Genomic DNA, 17043 nt, shown 5'->3' with positions numbered 1-17043 from the left:
AGTCATAAAATCGAGACTAGAGTCACGCTACCCGATAGAGAGAGTTGTAAAACGACAGTATACTATGAGTATAGGAATTAAGTGAAAGGTGTGACATCCGATGAAAGGCTCTAACATTAATTTAAAGTCACAGAACATGTTCGTACGATTCTTGCGAAATGTGAGGAAAGACAAGGCGCTGCTTATGTTGCTTCTGCCTGGCGTCCTGTATCTAATCTTAAACAACTACATACCCATGTTCGGTGTCGTAATTGCTTTTAAACACATCGACTACTCCAAAGGGATTCTCGGCAGCGACTGGGTTGGGTTCGATAACTTCAAGTTTTTGTTCAGTACGAAGGAAGTTTGGATCATTACGCGAAACACAGTGCTGTATAATGCGTTGTTTATTTTGCTCCATCTCGTCATTCCGGTTGGGTTTGCCATTGCGCTGAATGAAATGAGAGTGCGGCTCGCAGTACGATTTTATCAAAGCGTCATGTTTCTTCCTTACTTCTTGTCCATGATCGTCGTTAGCTATCTGGTGTATTCTTTGCTAAACAGTGAGTACGGCTTTGTTAACAAAATACTGCTGGAACCGCTCGGTTTTCCTGCGGTATCGTGGTACAGCGAGGTTAAGTACTGGCCGTATATTCTCCCGCTTGTGAATATATGGAAGTCTGTCGGCTACTACAGCATCGTATACTTGGCGGCGATCATCGGTATCGATAACGAGTACTACGAAGCAGCGCATATCGATGGTGCAAGCAAATGGCAGCAGATTACACGCATTACGATTCCGCTCATTCGTCCCGTGCTCATTATCTTGATGCTATTGCAGGTCGGTAAAATTTTCAATGCGGATTTTGGTTTATTCTATCAGGTACCTCTTGATTCGGGGGCGCTCTACTCAGCCACACAGGTTATTGATACGTATGTGTATCGCGCGCTTCTCACGCTGGGAGACATCGGGATGTCCTCGGCAGCTGGTTTATATCAAGCTTCCGTAGGATTTGTGCTAGTGCTAACCACGAATTACGTGGTGCGTAAAATTGATAAAGAAAATGCATTGTTCTAGGAGGAGCCGGAATGAAAGAATCTGTTCAGAAGTTGACTGTAGCCTCGCAAGCTCCCCCGCAGGGTAGCAAACTTTCGCTGACAAGGCGGAAGCGCGAAATCAATTCCATTAAAAAACCGACTGAAATTATTTTGCATCTGTTCTTCCTGCTGTTCTCAGCTGCCTGTATTTTTCCGGTGCTCGTTGTGTTGGGCGTTTCGCTGACGGATCAGGATACGATTTACCTGTATGGCTATAATGTCATCCCGCGCGTATTCAGCTGGGCTGCCTATGAGTATCTCATGCGTGATATCGGTCCGATCCTTAATTCGTACATGATTACGATCTTCGTGACGGTATTCGGAACGATCATAGCGCTCACGATAACAGCTTTGGTCGCGTATCCGTTATCCCGGCAAGATTTTGCTTTTCGAAATTTCTTCTCTTTTTTCGTCTTCTTCACGATGATTTTCGGCGGAGGGTTGGTACCTTGGTATCTCGTGTACACCAACTTCATCGATTTGCGGGACACGATTTGGGCATTGATTGTTCCGAATCATTTGCTAGGTGCCTTCTACGTGATTATTATGAGGACGTTTTTTACGACCAGCATTCATCCATCCATCCTGGAGTCAGCCAAGATTGACGGAGCTGGCGAGATCCGGATTTTTACACAAATCGTTCTGCCGTTATCGCTGCCAGTGCTGGCGACCATCGGTCTGTTCTATACGTTAGGCTACTGGAACGATTGGTTTAACTCCTTGGTGTTTTTGAATTCGGATAAGTTGGTTTCCATTCAATATTTGATGTATAAAGCGCTGCGAAACTTGCAATATTTAACTACCATTGCTGTGGACAGCGGAGTAGGCGATCAGACTGCCAAACTTCCGAGTGAAACGGCTCGGATGGCGATGGCAATAATCGGAATGGGGCCAATTGTACTGGCGTATCCATTTTTCCAGAAATATTTCGTAAAAGGTTTAACGGTTGGCGCTGTAAAAGGGTAGGCTTCATCCGGTTATCACACCGGTCGAGCATAGAGCAAATTTATAAATACGAACTAAATGGAGGGTTAAAAAATGAAATCGATTCGCAGTAGAATTGGGGCTGCAGTAGGGATCACCCTAACTGCAAGCCTTGTGCTCAGCGCCTGCTCCTCAAACCCGTCAAGCACCAACAGCCCAGCACCCGCTACAAGCGCAACTCCAACGGCTTCGGCCGCAGCACAACCAAAGCTAGATCCGTACACGATCAAGATGTTCGTGCCTGGTGTTCCACAGAAAGATCAAGAGCTTGTGAACGCTGAGATCAGCAAGTATTTGAAAGACAAGATTAATGTAACGCTCGATATGCAGGTCATTGATTGGGGCAGTTGGGCGGACAAAATGAATTTAAAATACGCGTCCAACGAAGTGTTTGATATTACGTGGACGACGTCATGGGACAACTGGGTTGGCAAAATCCAAAACAAATCGATCATTCCGCTTGATGACTTGATAGCCAAATATGGGCAAGATGCAGTGAAAATTGTAAATCCTAAGGTGATGAACGGGATCAAGTACAACGGCGTCACGTACGGAATGCCGACCAACAAAGAATTTGCCGCCAATAAAGGGTTCCTGGTGCGCAAAGATTTAGTAGATAAGTATAAGTTCGATCTCGCTTCAGTGAAAAAACCAGAAGATATGGAGCCGTTCTTCGAGGTCATTAAGAAGAATGAGCCGGGGATGATTCCGTTCTTAAGCAGCAAGGGCAATGCGCTATTCATCGCCTTGCAAGATGGTATGTTTTACGGAGCAAGCTCCAGCGCAACGAATCTTGGCGTCCTGGACCGTTCCACGAAAGACCTGAAGCTAGTTGACCTTTACAGCGATCCACGCTACATGGATATGCTGAAGCTGGCGAATAAATGGTATAAAGCTGGCTACATCAACAAAGACGCTGCTACGTTGACCGATTTCGCAGGTACGTACCGTTCAGGTAAAGTATTTGCTTTCCCTGAAACATTGAAACCGGGGAAAGATTTGGAAGTGTCACAAGCGAGTGGTCAAAAATGGGTGCAGGTCGAGTTTACGAAGCCGTTGATTACGACGGGCAGTGTACTCGGAAATATGTTGTCGATTTCCCGCACGTCCAAAAATCCAGAGCGTGTCATGATGTTCCTGAATCTGCTGTATTCGGATAAAGCGCTGCTCAATATGATTGCATTCGGGATTGAAGGCAAGCACTTTGTGAAGAAAGACGCGAATACGATCGACTTCCCACAGGGTATAACAGCGCAAACTTCCGGCTATTCTCTTGGAGCGCCTTACATGTTCGGCAATCAATTCAATGATTACCTCTGGACGAACGAAGATCCGCAGAAATGGGATAAATACAATAAGTTTAATACGGACGCGGAAGAAGCGAAGGGCATTGGCTTTATTTTCAACAATGAAAATGTGAAAAACGAAATCAGTGCGTACACCAATGCTTTAGCTGAGTTCTACCCTGGTTTGATTACAGGTACATTAGACCCAGTAGAATACCTGCCTAAGATGGTTGAGAAGCTGAAAGCAGCGGGTATGGACAAAATTAATAAAGAAGTTCAAACACAGCTGGAAGCATGGGCTGCTGCTAACAAAAAATAATGAATACATGGACGGCTCCGATAATCGGGGCCGTTCCCATTTAAGTAAGGGTGAGCTGCATGTGGAAAATTGAGAAAAATAAACTAGCCATGGTCATTGCCATTGTACTCATTGCATCTAATCTGCGGGCGCCATTAACGTCCATTAGTCCGCTGCTGGAATCGATTAGTCAAAAGTTAAGCTTGTCACATCTTGTGGCAGGCACACTAACGACGCTGCCTCTAATGGCTTTTGCAGCTTTCTCTATCTTGTCGCCACGACTGGCCAATCGCTTTGGGTTGGAACGCGTGGTCTTGGCCGCATTATTCTTGCTGGCGTCCGGCCTTTTGCTGCGACCATGGTCAGGTGTGAGTCTATTGCTTGTTGGTACAACAATGGCTGGCATGGGCATCGCTGTGGGCAACGTCTTGCTGCCATCCTTGCTTAATCGATATTTTCCAGACCGACTTGGATTTATGACCGGCATTTACACAGTCTCGATGAATCTAACAGGATCCATTGCTTCGGCCACAAGTATCCCAATTGCCAGATCTTTAGGCTGGGGATGGGAGAAAACGTTGGCCTTGTGGGGATTCCTTGCCATCATAACCGCATTGTATTGGATGTATTGCATTCGAGCTCGTCGGCATGCAACGCAAGCCGTTAATCAAAGTTCAAAAGGTAAAGGTATATCCTTATGGCGATATAAACTGTCCTGGCAAATTACGTTGTATTTGGGTCTGCAATCATTCTTTTTCTACGTGGTTATGGCTTGGCTGCCCGATATTGCAGCGGAACGCGGAGTCGGGGCAGGCACCTCTGGTGTCATGGTCGCCTTGATGCAATTTGCCGGGCTACCTTTTAATTTCGTTGTACCCTTGATCGCAGTTAAGGTAAAGAATCAACGCGTATTAGCGTTGACGAGTGCGGCTATGTCCATTGGCGGGGTTATTTGTTTATTTATGAATCATGCGGTGCTGCTTGCCTTAGGTGGCGCTCTAATCGGCAGTGCGGCTGGATTCGCCTTTAGCCTTACGATGATGTTCTTTAATTTGCGAACGAACAGCACGCGTCAAGCAGCCGAAATATCCGGCATGGCGCAATCCATCGGGTATACGCTTGCTTGTACAGGACCAGCTTTATTCGGCTGGCTGCATGATTTGAGTGGAGGCTGGCGTATGCCGCTAAGTGTGCTATTCGTAGCTATCATCGTTTTCTTATGGGCAGGGCTTGGCGCAGGGAGAAATATCCGGCTTCCGGAAGAAGAGAGGTTATCTGCATGAATGTTGATGAAATTCGCGAGCATTTGGGTATTATCAGAACGGGCTCGGGCTCATGGTTGTTCGATGAAGACAGCGAACAAGTACACATGCGAATCCTTACCGATGCTGCATATTTGCCATATCTGGAACAATTAGTCGCAGAAGGGGATCGATTTTTGCAGACACCGATCCCCGATCTGCCTTGGTCGCTTTTCCGTAGAATATGGGAGGATGGAAACCGCAAATCGTATGAGGCGGTATATTTCCATCGGAGGCAACGATTAGCCGCCTTAGGGTTGTTGAGTTGGCTATGGCCAGAACGTGAAGATTATCGGGATGGGTTGCTAGACATCGTTTGGGCCATCTGCAATGAGTTTTCTTGGTGTGTTCCCGCACATTTTGAGAACTTGCCTGGAAACGTAGCGATGCGGCAGTCCGTCCATGATCCCAATATTGGTAACCATGATCCCGCGTTAGGAATCGATCTCTTCGCAGCGGAAACAGCGTTTACGTTAGCTGAAATTTTACAACTTACGGGAGAGTGGTGGCCGGAGGCTGTGCGTGGTCGTATTTATAGAGAAACGTATCGCCGAGTATTTATTCCCTATCTGCATAACGCTTATTTTTGGGAAGCTGTGCGCAATAATTGGGCGGCTGTATGCGCTGGCTCGATTGCCGCAGCTGCGATTTATCTGATTGAAGATTCACAGGAGCTTGCCTTGGTATTGGAGAAAGCGCTCCCGATTCTTGATCTCTTCCTGGAAGGCTATGGAGATGACGGCGCATGTTTGGAAGGCTATATGTATTGGAGTTATGGCTTTGGATACTATACGTATGCTGCACATCTGATAGAACGCAGGACGGCTGGAGGCATCAACCTTTTCAATCACCCAAAAGTGAAAGCAATTGCCTTATTTCAGCAAAAGTGTTTTCTGACAGGGAAAAAGACGGTTAATTTCTCTGATTCGCAAGATGAAGCAGATGTGAATATCGGGCTGACACACGAATGGGCTAGAAGAGTACCTGAGCTGCATATCCCTGAATACAGCTTCGAGGGCAAGCAGATTTACGATCATTGCGGACGCTTCGCACCAGCACTTCGTAAATTGATTTGGTTTGACGCAAACCTCAAAGGAACGGACTGGGAAGAAGCTTCTTATTATTTGCCGGATGCGCAGTGGGTCATTTCGCGTGTTCATCAACAGAATGGCAGCTTCTGTTTCGCTGCTAAAGGCGGTTACAATGATGAGCCGCATAATCATAATGACATTGGTCATTTTATTTTGACTGCTGGGGATGAAACGTTTCTTGCCGATATGGGCGCCGGTCTCTATACCAAACAGTATTTTAGTCCAGCTCGATACACGTTTATCGGCAATGGCGCGCAAGGGCATTCCATTCCACTGATCAATAATGAACTTCAGCTCACGGGCAAGGAGATCAAGGCCAAGGTGCTTGAGGCGGAAATCGGTCCCGTTTGTGACCGTTTTAAATTGGATCTGAAGGATACCTATGGGCAAGCGAATTTACACGCATTTGAACGCAGTTGGACGTGGCAAAAGGATTGCAGTCCTCCTAGACTTCAATTGGAGGATCAATTCGAGTTTGCAGAAGGCATGAACTCGGTGAAGGAACGGTTTATTTGTGCCATGCAGCCTAAGATTAATGGGCAAGGGCGTGTTGAGCTGGAGGGCAGTCGTTACAGGTTAGTCATTCAGTTTGATGAAGCTTTCCTGGATCCGTCGGTGGAGCAGTTGAACTTTATGAACCATTTTGGCAAGGAAGTGATGTTCTATGCGTTAGATTTTAATCTTAAACAAAATGATGAGAATCATTCGCATCGTTACCACTTCGAGTTTTACTTTGAATTAAAGTAGTTCGTTGCTGACTTTGTAGAATAGGTTACAAATTCGATGTTAATGTCATGTAACCATATAGTCGGAGCTAATTCGTAACTGTTAATATGTGGGTGATCTGAAAACGATTTCACTTGGAGGTGAGAAATTACATATGAAAAAGGCGAGGAACAGCAAGCTGACTATCGGTTTATGGTGTTTTATCTTGGTTCTGGCAGGCATTTTGCTATCTGGAAGCATCACGCTTAATCGAGATGACAGTTCTGATGCTGCAAGTGTTGCTTCCGTGGGCGGCGAGGTTGTTGAAGCCAAAGAATTTTCCGTCTTTTTATTGGCGGAGCGCGCTAAGCTCCTTGCCTATTTTCAACATAAATATGGCGCAGAAGATGGTCCGAAGTTTTGGACAACAAGTTTTCAAGGTGAAGTTCCTTTGGACAAAATAACAAAAGACGTGCTACAGAAAGTGACGATGTTGAAGGTTCAGCAATCGCTAGGCATTCAGCATGGTCTGCTTCGAGATGCCAGTTATACGGCTTTTCTTGAAGAACTGCGGAGCGAAAATGAAAGAAGAACAAAGGATGCAGGAAGCGGCAAGCCAATCTATGGTCCAAAACGACTTGAGGAAAAAGCTTATTACGAGATGAGACAGTCACAATTGCTTCAAGACCTTAAGCGTAAGCTGAACAACAGTGCGGCAATCAAGGATGAAGAGATTAGTGCTTATTATAATGAGAACAAACGGGATTTTGTGAAAGCAGGTTCGAGCAAGGTGAAAATGCTTTCCATATCTTATACTTTAACGAACGAAGGAACATCCAAATCGAGTGCTGAGCTTCTGATGAAGGGTATCAACAAGAAATTGGAAGCAGGGGAAGATTTCACGGCAGTAACCGATTCTTATTGTAAAAATCAGCCCGCTATCTACACCTGCAAGGAACAATTTTTCGACGCCACCACGGCCAGATTGGATGCAATGTCAGGTCCTGCCATCGCTTTAGCAGCGAAAGGTCTGCAAAAGGATGAAATTAGCGGCGTTATTGAGGAGAAGCAGACACTTAACCTACTAAAATGTGTGGAAAAACAAGCTGATACATTACTTCCACTGGATGAGGTGAAGAAGGGGATTGCACAAAAACTAGGCGATCAGGCGTTCGATCGGTTCCTTCAAGATCAAGCAAGTCATGCTGAGCTGATTGTAAATGACGAGAATGTAAAGTCCGTTGCAGCTAAAGTATTGCTCGATAAGTAAGGAAATTCGAGATAATGACGAGGTGGCAGAATGAGAAAACTAGTAACAATTCTTACATTGGCAGCTCTCTTATTCAGCATGATTCCTTTATCAACTCAAGAGGCCGAGGCCGCAACTGTAACTGTTTTATCGGAAAACTTTGAAAGTACAACTGTTGGCCAAGTTCCTGCGGGATGGGTTGCCTCAGCAAGTCCCAATGTAGTCAGTGTTATTTCAGATACTTATGGAAACCGCTCTTTGTCTACGACAGAGAATAATAATGGTACTGCAAATACAGCTACATATAACTTTGCTACACCCATAACTACTTCGATTAGCGCAGATTTGCGTGCGAAGACGAGTACAATTAACGGAGACTTCGAAGGTTACTTCTTTGCTCTGAAGGATGGGAGTGGCGCGAAAGTAGTCGAGCTATTATTTTACAACAACACGATTTCGCGCAGAACAACAGGTGCAACTGATAAGACCACAGTCAAGTCCGGCATTGTGGCGAATCAGTGGTACAACATTCACGTGGATGTTGATATGGTGGCCAAGAAATATAGTGTAGCGATTGATGGTGTACCGATTACTTCGGCTGCAAATATTTCAATTTACACGCCGACTGCGACTGAAGTATCCCAGTATGCGTTCTCTTCGTACCGGTATCGAGCAGGCACAACCGCCGTGGACGATATCGTCATTGTTAAAGAAACTGGAGGGGTTCCAACAAACCAAGCTCCCTCTGTGGTGACATTAAATGTGTATGGCACGCCTACACTTGGGAATACGTTAACAGGCGATTATATCTTCAGCGATGTTGAATCGGATCCTGAAGGAACGTCGATCTACAAGTGGTACCGAGGCACACAAGCGAATGGTTCGGATAGAACAGCTATAGCGAATGCAGTGAATACCGACTATACAATTGTGGCGGAAGATATCGGCAAATTCTTATTTTTTGGTGTGACACCTGTTGCGCAACAGGGGACGACAACAGGCTCGCATATCGTAAGCACTGGCGTATATGTATCGCAGCCGCCTACATCCCCACAGGCTGGAACCGTGATCGGCAATACAATCACTTTTGACAGCAGTAATCGGTTTATTGATGATTTGACTAATTTCTCAAAAGTGTTCAGTTACAAAGGAACGACCATTAACAGTGGCGGTGCGGTTGGCGTGGCTGGCGATTTCTCATATTATGCCGGTACGAATGACTTTAAGTCCTTGGATATGGAAGTCACTTATAACAAATGGACGCTGAACTTTACGGTTCAAAATGAACTGTCTGTGTATGAAGCGGTGTACAACAGCCAGACAGGTACTTTCCAGAACGGTAAGAAAGTGACCCTACTTCGCAAGCTTCGTCCGGAACTCATGACATCCGGTGTTCAGTATGTGAAAGCGACATACTCGACGGCTGAACCAATTACACCAGGAACCAAATATCTCCGCGTCATTTTACCACAATCTGGATTTTATGGAGATACAGCTACAGCAAATGACTTCAGAATTGATCAAATCACCATCGAAAGTTCCCTATCAACGACAGCGCCATTGGGTGGTTATCTGATTGATGATGCATCCAGTTTCGCCATGTACACAGCGGGGAGTGATACGAGCAATCTGCAAGTGGTCAATCCAACGAATATAGCGGATATTCGAACCTTCGGCACAACTTCTTATATTAAACGTAGGGATCCGACGGTTGCCTCGATGATGACGTATGCAGCCCCAGCTGGTAAGGATTTCAAAAATGCTTACGTCGAAGGCTATTATTTCGGCAATCTGCCGAGCAGCCAAGCCATGGAGATCTGGACTTCGACCAATGGCACCGATTTCACGGTTTACAATATCGCCGGTGTTTATAAACATCCTGCTTTCGGATCGTTAGCCAATAACAGCATTCCGGATGTTCTGCAGGCGAATTATTTACCGCCAGGAGTGAAATTCGTAAGAGTGAAGCTTATCGGAAATATAGCAAATGGGTTCCCTTACTTGACGAAGATGGCTTTCGGCTATGGGGCGGAAGTTACTGTAGCTCCGATTGATACCGATATTGTGATTAAACAGGCTTCAGGAGAAATCGTCTTAGATGGTGTGGTTGACACCGATACGAACGGAAATCCGACTGGTGAATGGGCTGGCAGCGAGCTGCTGCGCATTGCAGGCGTAACCGATAATAACGGGGATAAGCACAGTGCGGATATTTATTTCAAATATGATGAGAGGAAGCTGTATCTCGGAGCCAAAATCAAAGATCCAACACCGATGATCAACACCAAAACTGGAACCGGCATTTGGAACGGTGATGTGCTGGAATTGTTTATGGGCGCTGAGGATCTTGATTATTCCCTGTATCCGGACAAAAAGGGTACAATGCTGCCTACAGATATTCAGCTGGTACTCGGAAGTGGTATCGATTTTGGTTATCAATCCTACATGGCCATTAATGGTGTAAACTCCAAGCCGTCTGTCTTCATGGAGCTCAAGAAGGATACAGATGGAAAAGGTTATACGATGGAAGCGGCCATACCTCTGCACGCACTAGGTTTGTCTCAGCCGTGGACGGGCAAACCGTTCATTCTAAACGCTTTCCTAAGCGATGGAGGCTTTGCAAGCCGTGGACAATGGGGCTGGACGATTAACGGTGAGCAAGCCAAAAAGGTAAGAGGAAACTTTGGCAAGATTGCCTTTGAGCCATCGTCACCACCAGCATCAGAGATGAATTTGGCGGCGATCGTTGATCCGAGCGCGCAATTCGTAACAGTGAGCGGACAAACGTTTAATCTCCAGGACAAATTTGTGACGTTGGCGATGCAAAATGCAACCGGAACTACGATTGCGTTGGATCAAACCGTTAGCGATGAAGAGGGTAACTTTACGTTCCAGTTCGATTTAAGCCGTTTGGCGAATAAAAAAGGATCGTACACGGTTAAGGTTGGCGGCCAAGGTATCCAAGTTCCGCAAACAGCGGCCTTTACGGTTGGTGATGGGATTTCGACCATCTCGCCAATAACGGCTTCGTTTGACAAGAACGTTTCCAAGCGAGCTGATGTAAACGTTGACATGACCTTGAATGGGAATACGCTGACGGCGATCAAGAATGGAGCTTATCTGCTTGCTGCGGGAACGGATTATACAGTGAACGGTACCCGAGTTTTATTATCAAAGACGTACCTCGCGACGTTGCCTATAGGCAACGCGACGTTCTCTTTCGAATTCAGTGCAGGAGCTGTATCTGCGTTGACCTTGCAGGTTATTAACACGATATATTCAGAAGAAAATGTGAGTATCGTCGTTATTTCCAATGCGCTCCAGGTTAGCATTCCAGCGGAAGACTTTAGCGCCAAAGGAAAGAAAAAGATCGATATCAAGTCGAATGAGCTAAACGTGAGCATCCCATCGGAAGTGTTCAAACAAGTAGCTGCACTCACAACAGGATCAGAATGGAAGAATGCTGTGGCGACATTCAACATCACGCCACTTGCTGCACCTGAGTTTCAAGGTATTGCTAAAGTAAGCAGTGAAAATCACAATTTCGTTTTGACCGTGACTAGTCCATCTGGCCAGAACCTTAGCGTGACTCCATTTGATGAGCCGATCACGCTTCGTCTGGATCTCGATGGCAATGCGGCGGCGAAGCGAGCGGCTATTGACTACATTTTGGAATATGGCTTATTGTCTTACATCGGCGGCCAATGAGGAGGGTAACCATGAATTTTAAACGTCAAGTTGTACAGATGATTTCCATCGCCTTGGCTGCAATTATGCTGCTAAGCGTATGGGGAGCTGTCGGTCCTGTTAATCGTGCCTATGCTGACGGAGTTACCTACTATATTGATGCCGTAAACGGAAATGACAGTAGTAACGGAACGAGTGAAGCGACAGCTTGGAAAAGCTTAACGAAAGTGAACAACAAGACCAATTTTCAACCTGGCGATCATATTTTGTTCAAATCTGGCGGTTCCTGGTCGGGCTCTTTGAAGCTGAAAAGCTCCGGGGCAGAGGGCAATCCGATTGTTGTAGGCAAATATGGGGATGGTCCTACGCCGATCATCAATGCTAATGCCGCTTATGCAGCAATTGATCTGGAAAACATTCAGTATATCACGCTGCAGGATCTGGAGTTAACGAACTTTAATCCAGCGGCCCCAGATGATTACAAAACGGGTTTTTACAGAAGAAGCGGGATCTGGATTAAGTCATTTCATAATGGACCTATGAATGATATTACCATTCGTAATATGGATATCCATGATGTCACAGGGATGAATTTGACAGGCGAAGCGACGACCACGACCACAGATGGTAAGGATAAAGGAGTTAACAAAAATGCGAACGCCGGTATTCAAATCGAAGCTTGGGAATTTGAAACGGGTAAGCCCAAAGCGTATATTGACGGTTTGACGCTTGAAAACAATTATATTCATGATCTAGCGGTCATAGGGGTTAATATTACAGCATTCTCAAATGATGTCGCGTATTTTAACAAAAATGTCACGATTAGAGGTAACACAGTATCAAATACGGGTGCAGACGGCATCATTGTAGGGGTATCGGTTAATCCGTTGATCGAACATAATATCAGTTTGGATGCTGGTGCCTATGCCCCTGGTATTAAATGGATTGCTGGTATTTGGGTTTGGAGAACCGACCGGGCGCTCGTGCAATTTAACGAAGTAGGGCGTACACGTGCGGAGATCAAGGCCGACTCGGATTCCGCAGCTTTTGACACGGATCTGGCTACGCGAGGCGATCATATTTTCCAATACAACTACACCCATGACAATGCGGGCGGATTCTTCATGGATATGGGACAGTTGAAAGGCGGTATCAACATCCTACGCTATAACATCAGTCAGAACGATAAGCGTGACGGATGGCATAGCTACACGATGAACATCAATGACCCAGGAATCTACTATAACAACGTCTTCTATAATGATCTAGGCATAGGGTTCCAAATGAAAAATAATCCGAATGCCACCTATATGAACAACGTTTTCTATGTAACTGGGCCGTCTCCCGTCACAGAAACGTATCCGACAGGACCCAAATTCCTGTCCAACGCTTTCTATGGCAAAGCCGCACCGACACAAGGAAAGAATAACGTCGTCGGCGATCCTGGCTTCGTAGATCCGGGTAAAGGCGTAGACGGTTACAACACGGTAGATGGTTATAAACTGAAGCCGGATTCACCGTTGATTGGCGCAGGCGCTGTCGTCGCTAACAACGGAGGAAGAGACTTCTGGAACAATCCGATTTACAGAGGATTGCCGGATATAGGAGCGTTCGAAGATTCTTCTACCGCAATTAATGACACGATTGCTCCGGTGAAACCGACTACGTTGGCTGTGAAAGATTACCAGGACTCGACTGTTACCTTGACATGGGCAGCTTCCGAAAATGGTGTGGAATTGGATGCGGATATTTATAACGCAGCGAACAATCAGCTGCTTGCCTCCGTGATCGCCAGCAATGAAGCTACGGTAACAGGACTCACGCCAGATACAGATTACAATCTCTACGTGGTAGCTAAAGACAGGAATTGGAATCCGTCCGAGCCAAGCGCAAGTGTTGCTGTAAAAACGCGGAAGTCCATCATCGTCGACGATACGCAGGCTGTTAAGGTCGGCACATGGACGGCTTCAACAGGAACCAATTCCTATAATAACAACTTTGTGAAGATTGCAGCAGGCTCAGGAACGAACTCGGTCAAATGGACACCGCAGGTTACGATCCCTGGTTTTTACGCGGTGTATTACTACCTGCCGGACGGCGGTTCATCGAGAGCAGGGAATGCAAAGTACACGGTCACCTCTTCAACAGGATCGAAAACCTATACGGCCGATCAAAGACCGGTAAGAGGCGGAACCTGGAATCAGCTCGGCATCCATAGCTTCAGTGCAGGTACTTCAGGCTATGTTCAACTGAGCGATGCAGCAAGTGGCGAGGTCGTGGCGGATGCGATTAAGCTTGTTTATCTGGAAGGTTTCGGCTTGGAGGATATCGCTCGCATTCAGCTGTTCACTACGAAGCTGCAGCTGCGCGTAGGTGAAACCACGAGATTTTCCGTGTCAGGCACCGATAGCGAGGGGCAGATGGTAGAATTACCTACGGATTCCACGGAGCTGTCTTATATCGTTGACGATCCGACTATTGCAACTATCAACGGTGGAGTCGTGAGCGGGATTTCCGATGGCGTGACTCATTTCCATGCCAAATTCAGCTATAACGGTCGCATCGTCGAGAGTAATTCGATTGAGTTGATCGTCGGACCGAAGATGACAGTGGAGACACCGGTGTTCACGGATGCCAATGGTCAGGTATTAACCTCTATGACGACCGGCACGATTACGGTATCATCCAGAATCATTAATTCGACTGAGAAGCATCTGAATGCAACGTTAATTGTCGCATTGATCGCTCCATCCGGTATCGTGGAAACCAAGATTCAAGAGCTTGTATTGAACAAATACGACAATAATACGTTAACGGTGTCGATCACGACGCCGGAATCGGTAGAAGGGTATTCACTCAAAGCTTTTATTTGGGATAATCTCACTGATATGATGGCATTAACGGATTTAGCGATTTTGCAATAAGGGATACTTTGGAGAGGTCGGGACCTGGCACCGGTTCAGATACAGGACCGGGCGGAGAGCCGGCCTCTCCATTTAATTTCACGATCTATGGGAGGAAGGGCAGTAGAGAGAACTGACAACGTACGGTGCTCTTACAGCAAGACCAGGGCATTAAAATTAGTAAATTATGTAAATTAAACGATCGGGAAGTGGACAACGATGTTTACCTATATGGATTCGACTTTACTCGCATCATCGCTAAGTTTGGATGAGAATTCAGGCCAGCCAGTACTAAGAGGCTTTGGAATAACGGTGTCTTTGGAAGGTGAAGCGCCCAAGAGGCTTGCGTATCAAGCCTGTGATACAACCAGTGGTGTTAACAAGCTTGGGGCATATGACGAATATACATTGAAATTCGAAGATGGCAGTGAAGTTTATGTGTCATTAACGTTGCGGTGTTACGAGGATGTTGTCCTAGGATTTGTTACGGGACAGATTCATAGTGAGCATTCATTTATGCGAAGGAAATCGTTCTCATCTAAAGAGAGTATCCAGATCATGGTGGATGAGATTGCGGGGATTACCAGTTTAATGGCGAATTACCAGCATAATGACTGGTGGACGCGGCCTCACTTTGACTCCGATCTGGCTAAGCTGCCAGCTCAAACGATTTCGTTGCTTTGGCAGTCTGATTTAGCTTACTATCGATTACTTCCAGTGTGTGGACCTGTGTACCGAACTGATCTTCAAGGAGGAGGAGGCACCCAAGGAGAGGGCATCTCTATGATTCTGTCTTCCTATCAAGGAGGCTTGCAGCGCGAGGAAGCCCTTGCGTTCGTGTTAGGCGTTGGCAGTGAGCCGTACATGCTGGCAGATCGAACGACAGATGCAGCACTAAAGGAGCTCGACTACCCGTCCCTCCCGCGTGAGCACAAAACATATCCAGAAGTGCTGGATTATTTGGGCTGGTGCAGTTGGGATGCTTTTTATCAGAAAGTGGATGAGCAAGGGGTATTGGCAAAAGCGGAGGAGTTCAACGATCTAGGTCTGCCTGTTCGTTGGATGATGATTGATGATGGCTGGTCGACAATAATGGATGGCAAGCTGCAGGCATTTGATGCCAATCAAGACAAATTTCCTGAGGGACTCGCACATACGGTATCCCTGTTAAAAGAGAAGCATGGTGTTAAATGGGTTGGCGTCTGGCATACGATCGTCGGGTATTGGGGAGGAATCCATCCGGAAAGTAACCTAGCGAGGTCACTTGATAAATACTTATACAAGACCGCAGATGGAAGTCTTATTCCATATCCTGATCCGGCTCTGGGTTTCGGCTTCTGGCATGCCTGGCACGGACACCTCCGCCGCCAAGGCGTTGATTTCGTTAAAGTTGACAGCCAAGCGGCCATCAATAACTTCCTGCAATTCGAACGTTCTGTCGGCGCTTCCGCTTCGGCTGCTCATCAAGCCATAGAAGCCTCAGTTGCACTGCATTTCAATAGCACGATGATTAACTGTATGGGTATGGCACCGGAGAACATCTGGCATCGTCCTAAATCTTCGGTGTCGCGCAACAGTGATGATTTTATGCCGAAAAGCCGAAATGGATTTCGGGAGCATGCGATACAGAATGCCTACAATTCCTATTATCATGGTTCCTTTTATTGGGGAGATTGGGATATGTTTTGGACGATCAATCATGACGATCAACAGAATGCCGTGCTTCGAGCTATTAACGGCGGGCCTGTTTATATCAGCGATCCACTAGGGCAAACTGATCCTACGAAGCTATTACCGTTAATTTATAACGATGGCAAGCTGATTCGTTGTGGTCGAACAGCAGTTCCCACGTTAGATTGCTTGACCAAGGATCCAACATGTGAGCCAATTCCGCTCAAGGTATGGAATTATGCAGGAGAAGGCGGGATCGTCGCAGCTTTTCATATTGGGGAAGAAGGTATCGAGATAGAAGGTACGATATCCTCATCTGATATTCCTTCGTTCTCAGATAAGCGAGTTATTCTCTTTGAACATTTCTCTCAAGAATGCAGGATACTGGAACCAGGCGATTGTTTCACTTTTGTTCTCCAGCCAGAAGCGTGTAAGCTATTTCTACTCGTAGAAATTATAGGTGAGGCAACTCCATTGGGCCTAATCAATAAGTATGCCTCCTCACATGCGATTATCGAGCAGAGGAGGAAGGCAGACAGTGACATCATTCGACTCCGAGAAGGCGGGAGATTTGCTTTTCATTCGGAGACTATACCGACGCGTGTCTTGGTCAATGGGGATGAGCAGTCGGTAGTACTGTTAGGGAATAACTTATATGAGATCGCATGTGGTCAGTTCCTGCACGAGTTGGACATTGAGATTGTTTGGCGTCGATGAGCTGCAAGCAACAGCAACGAATTACTTCTGTTTCTATCTCTGCTTCGGTGAGCTTGCGTGCTTGTCAATGAAGA

The 17043-nt window shown here is 46.3% G+C and carries 9 protein-coding genes; all 9 read left to right on the top strand.

From position 1 onward, the window contains the following. Positions 1 to 100 precede the first annotated feature (100 nt). The 9 genes from AC58QG_RS06785 (at position 101) to AC58QG_RS06745 (ending at position 16969) form a co-directional block, all read left to right on the top strand. Positions 101 to 1057 carry an ABC transporter permease gene (locus AC58QG_RS06785; protein ID WP_497361333.1) on the top strand — a complete coding sequence of 319 codons (957 nt, stop codon included), beginning with the start codon at positions 101 to 103 and terminating at the stop codon, positions 1055 to 1057. Between the two features lie 11 nt (positions 1058 to 1068). Then, on the top strand, positions 1069 to 2043 hold the full coding sequence (locus tag AC58QG_RS06780; RefSeq protein ID WP_497361332.1) for a carbohydrate ABC transporter permease: 975 nt from the start codon (positions 1069 to 1071) through the stop codon (positions 2041 to 2043). Between the two features lie 72 nt (positions 2044 to 2115). Beyond that, positions 2116 to 3666 carry an ABC transporter substrate-binding protein gene (locus tag AC58QG_RS06775; RefSeq protein ID WP_497361331.1) on the top strand — a complete coding sequence of 517 codons (1551 nt, stop codon included), beginning with the start codon at positions 2116 to 2118 and terminating at the stop codon, positions 3664 to 3666. Between the two features lie 59 nt (positions 3667 to 3725). Further along, complete coding sequence (locus AC58QG_RS06770; RefSeq protein WP_497361330.1) at positions 3726 to 4928, top strand: CynX/NimT family MFS transporter; 1203 nt, start codon at positions 3726 to 3728, stop codon at positions 4926 to 4928. Then, the gene (locus AC58QG_RS06765) at positions 4925 to 6784 is read left to right on the top strand and encodes a hypothetical protein (protein ID WP_497361329.1); all 1860 of its coding nucleotides are present in this window, start codon (positions 4925 to 4927) and stop codon (positions 6782 to 6784) included. Before AC58QG_RS06770 ends, AC58QG_RS06765 begins: the two co-directional genes overlap by 4 nt. 88 nt (positions 6785 to 6872) lie before the next feature. Continuing rightward, a complete protein-coding gene (locus AC58QG_RS06760; protein WP_497361328.1) occupies positions 6873 to 8012 on the top strand; it encodes a peptidyl-prolyl cis-trans isomerase in 1140 nt (379 codons plus the stop codon). A 30-nt stretch (positions 8013 to 8042) separates the two neighbouring features. Beyond that, positions 8043 to 11699, top strand: coding sequence for a X2-like carbohydrate binding domain-containing protein (locus AC58QG_RS06755; RefSeq protein ID WP_497361327.1), 3657 nt, complete (start codon positions 8043 to 8045; stop codon positions 11697 to 11699). Between the two features lie 11 nt (positions 11700 to 11710). Then, positions 11711 to 14602 carry a golvesin C-terminal-like domain-containing protein gene (locus tag AC58QG_RS06750; protein WP_497361326.1) on the top strand — a complete coding sequence of 964 codons (2892 nt, stop codon included), beginning with the start codon at positions 11711 to 11713 and terminating at the stop codon, positions 14600 to 14602. 198 nt (positions 14603 to 14800) lie between these two features. Then, the gene (locus AC58QG_RS06745) at positions 14801 to 16969 is read left to right on the top strand and encodes a Sip1-related alpha-galactosidase (RefSeq protein ID WP_497361325.1); all 2169 of its coding nucleotides are present in this window, start codon (positions 14801 to 14803) and stop codon (positions 16967 to 16969) included. The last annotated feature ends 74 nt before the right edge of the window (positions 16970 to 17043 follow it).

This window comes from Paenibacillus sp. J22P169 (genome assembly GCF_059691995.1).
The sequence above is the reverse complement of the archived record's forward strand: the minus strand, read 5'-3'. Positions and strand labels throughout refer to the sequence as shown.

Bases quoted from the DNA above. Each gene is read 5' to 3' on its own strand.
- AC58QG_RS06775 (WP_497361331.1), top strand. From the start codon at position 2,116: ATGAAATCGATTCGCAGTAGAATTGGGGCTGCAGTAGGGATCACCCTA.
- AC58QG_RS06765 (WP_497361329.1), top strand. From the start codon at position 4,925: ATGAATGTTGATGAAATTCGCGAGCATTTGGGTATTATCAGAACGGGC.
- AC58QG_RS06750 (WP_497361326.1), top strand. From the start codon at position 11,711: ATGAATTTTAAACGTCAAGTTGTACAGATGATTTCCATCGCCTTGGCT.
- AC58QG_RS06770 (WP_497361330.1), top strand. From the start codon at position 3,726: ATGTGGAAAATTGAGAAAAATAAACTAGCCATGGTCATTGCCATTGTA.
- AC58QG_RS06755 (WP_497361327.1), top strand. From the start codon at position 8,043: ATGAGAAAACTAGTAACAATTCTTACATTGGCAGCTCTCTTATTCAGC.
- AC58QG_RS06745 (WP_497361325.1), top strand. From the start codon at position 14,801: ATGTTTACCTATATGGATTCGACTTTACTCGCATCATCGCTAAGTTTG.
- AC58QG_RS06785 (WP_497361333.1), top strand. From the start codon at position 101: ATGAAAGGCTCTAACATTAATTTAAAGTCACAGAACATGTTCGTACGA.
- AC58QG_RS06780 (WP_497361332.1), top strand. From the start codon at position 1,069: ATGAAAGAATCTGTTCAGAAGTTGACTGTAGCCTCGCAAGCTCCCCCG.